This window comes from Thermococcus sp. (assembly GCF_027012695.1).
Taxonomy (GTDB): Archaea; Methanobacteriota_B; Thermococci; order Thermococcales; family Thermococcaceae; genus Thermococcus.
The window spans coordinates 1-2,454 of the sequence record NZ_JALUYR010000061.1; the positions used below are offsets into that span (position 1 = coordinate 1).

General features: G+C 41.6%; 4 protein-coding genes. 2 read left to right on the forward strand and 2 right to left on the reverse strand.

The features are described from left to right. Both MV985_RS05270 and MV985_RS05275 read left to right on the forward strand, forming a co-directional pair. Positions 1-732, forward strand: a 732-nt coding sequence (locus MV985_RS05270; protein WP_297463981.1) for a hypothetical protein, incomplete at its 5' end; no start/stop codon positions are given. A gap of 6 nt (positions 733-738) precedes the next feature. Next, positions 739-1,032: a hypothetical protein gene (locus tag MV985_RS05275; RefSeq protein ID WP_297463984.1), complete on the forward strand. Its 294-nt coding sequence runs from the start codon at positions 739-741 to the stop codon at positions 1,030-1,032. Between the two features lie 215 nt (positions 1,033-1,247). Here MV985_RS05275 and MV985_RS05280 read toward each other — a convergent pair whose 3' ends face one another. Both MV985_RS05280 and MV985_RS05285 read right to left on the reverse strand, forming a co-directional pair. Then, positions 1,248-1,805: a hypothetical protein gene (locus MV985_RS05280; RefSeq protein WP_297463990.1), complete on the reverse strand. Its 558-nt coding sequence runs from the start codon at positions 1,803-1,805 to the stop codon at positions 1,248-1,250. 316 nt (positions 1,806-2,121) lie between these two features. Continuing rightward, positions 2,122-2,454: hypothetical protein (locus MV985_RS05285; RefSeq protein WP_297463993.1), on the reverse strand; the 333-nt coding region annotated here is incomplete at its 5' end.

Here is a 2,454-nt window from a genome sequence, read left to right on the forward strand (position 1 = left end):
TTAACGTGGACTGCTCAAGCTGGAGAGCATGATTATAGGATAGAAGTGTGGGAGGGTGAAAAACTGGAAGCGTCGAGGAGTGGAGGAATAACAGTTCATAGACCTCCAGAAGATAATAAGACGAACTCCACAACTGTTGAAGACATTGAAATCTTAAATATCGATTGCCCTCAAAGGGCAGGCCTTGGTGAGACTATTGAGTGCAAGATATACCTAAAGAACACACTCCATGAGAGAGTTAGCATAAACACCAAAAAAGTCATCTTAACTGGTTATCCCTATGACGAGTATCTCCACAAAACCCGAACAGTCTCTATTGACTATCCTATTCAGAACTCTATCAATATAGATCCGGGTCACACTGAGGTCCTAGTGGTAGCCCCTATTAAAATCCCAGAAGACAAAACACTACTGGACTATAGATATGTGTATGATTCTACAACAGGCTCCTCCTCTTTTAGCTGGGAAGACACAAATTACACCCTCACTATTCAAATAGACATGCCATATCCCCAGAAGGATGTGAGCATTGACAAACCCCTAATGCTCTATTACTTTGGAAGTCCTCTTATGAAAAAAGAGGGCAAGATATTAGGAGATGCAATTTTGTCAGCAAGCATTTCAGTTATAGGGACATCCATAGCGCTACTCCTAGGATTAGGCCCTATAGGAGCGACTATAGTAGGTGGGGTAATCTTGGTTACTCTAGTATATATATTAGTAAGGGGGTGATAGGAAATGACCTTTGGGGATGCTTTGTTTGTGCTTGATGTAGTTTTTTATCCGATGGTAATAGTGATTGGCGCAGTTACCATGATTGTCAATTTAAAGCGTGGAAAGGTTTACATGGCGAAGAGGGCTGCACTCACATTGCCACTAATTATGGCGTACTGGTCATGGTCTAGAACATGGATCCCTTACGCAATCCGATTTCCCAGCTATGCTATAATTTTTGTCATAATTACAGCGTCAGTCTTGGCATATATGGCAACACTACCAAAACTTTATCCACAACGCCCTGAAGGGCAGTAAAGGTTTGCCCTTTCGTTTTATTTATGTGTTGAGGTGAAGACCTTGGAGAGTACATTCATAGACATCTGAATGACTGACGTTTACTTTGCCGGGGATGATCATTAGGATCCCAATGAAACTGCCAAAAAAGTTAGGATCAATGGATTCAAATGGCCCCAGAGCCTTTTAGCCTCCCACTTTGGAATAAGGGTTCTGTGTTCTTTTTGTCTTTCTATTTAAGTTTTCAAGCGTTCTTCTTCAATTTCTCTGTGTGGGACAATATTCACTCCTGAAACCTTTGAGAGCTTCAGTGACGTGATAATGTGAACCGCACCCACGAAGATCACTGTTCCTGCTTGCGAGATTGATGGTAGAGTGGCAAGAGCCAACGACGCCCACAACAGGATTACGTTAACTAACAAATTTTCCCTCAACCAACCCTTGAGCTGAATCAGGATATAAGCCAATAACCCCACGAAGGCAACTTTGGATGTGAGACTCAGGTACACAAGTGAACCCAACGTTAATCCGTCTATCAACACTTGGGGTTTTACTGTCTTGCTGACCAAGAGGAATCCAAATATCAATGCCCATCCCAGTAGGCTATTTTTTGTCTCTGACATTATGACTGTCCAGAGCAGTACAATATATGGTACTCCAAGGTATATGCTGATGAACCATTCCTTTCTGCTATCTTCAAACGAATTGGTCACTGCAACATAGGCTATTATGAAGATCAATAGCATTGCGGGGAGAAAAATTAAAAAGAATCCAACAATGTTCTCAAGATTCATGGCTCATCACCCACCACCAGGTTGTTATCTCCAGGATCATTCGGAGGTATAGGTTCTGTCAGACCAATCCAGATTAGCGTCAGCCAAAATCACTTTTCTTTCTCGCTTCTTTTAAAGGCAACAAAATCATCTGACGGGTACACTAACGCCCAGAGGTACATAGCTGCTATTGTCACTATAAATAGAATGCATAGAACCACGAGGAGATCCACGGTAGACATACCTTTAAAGCCCGTAAAAAGATAAACTAAAAGGACGGAACTGACATAAGTCTGGAGGACACAACGAAGGGAGAACTTGGAACATTCAAAAAGTTTCATGACTCATCACCTACTATAAGATTATTGTCACCGAGATTGTCGGAGGGTAATGGTTTCATGCTCTCAATTAATGCCCATCCGTATATGGTAATGAACAATACAAAAGGATTCGTTTCTACTGCGATCTTTCCTGTAACAATAACTATAGCTGCTTTATTTGATGTATCCCAGGGGTCACTTTCAATTTTCTTTACGATGTAATCTTTAACTTCTTTGGCTACCCCTATTTCTCTTGGGTTCATTTCTACCACGTACATCACCGGTTCTTTCAGCTGGTTTAAGTATGCCTTGATCGCTATTGGTGTCCCAAGGTTTATGTCACTTAAGTC

What these genes read in the sequence shown, in the direction of transcription:
- MV985_RS05275 (WP_297463984.1), top strand. Translation starts at nt 739, where the DNA reads ATGACCTTTGGGGATGCTTTGTTTGTGCTTGATGTAGTTTTTTATCCG.
- MV985_RS05280 (WP_297463990.1), bottom strand. Translation starts at nt 1,805, where the DNA reads ATGAATCTTGAGAACATTGTTGGATTCTTTTTAATTTTTCTCCCCGCA.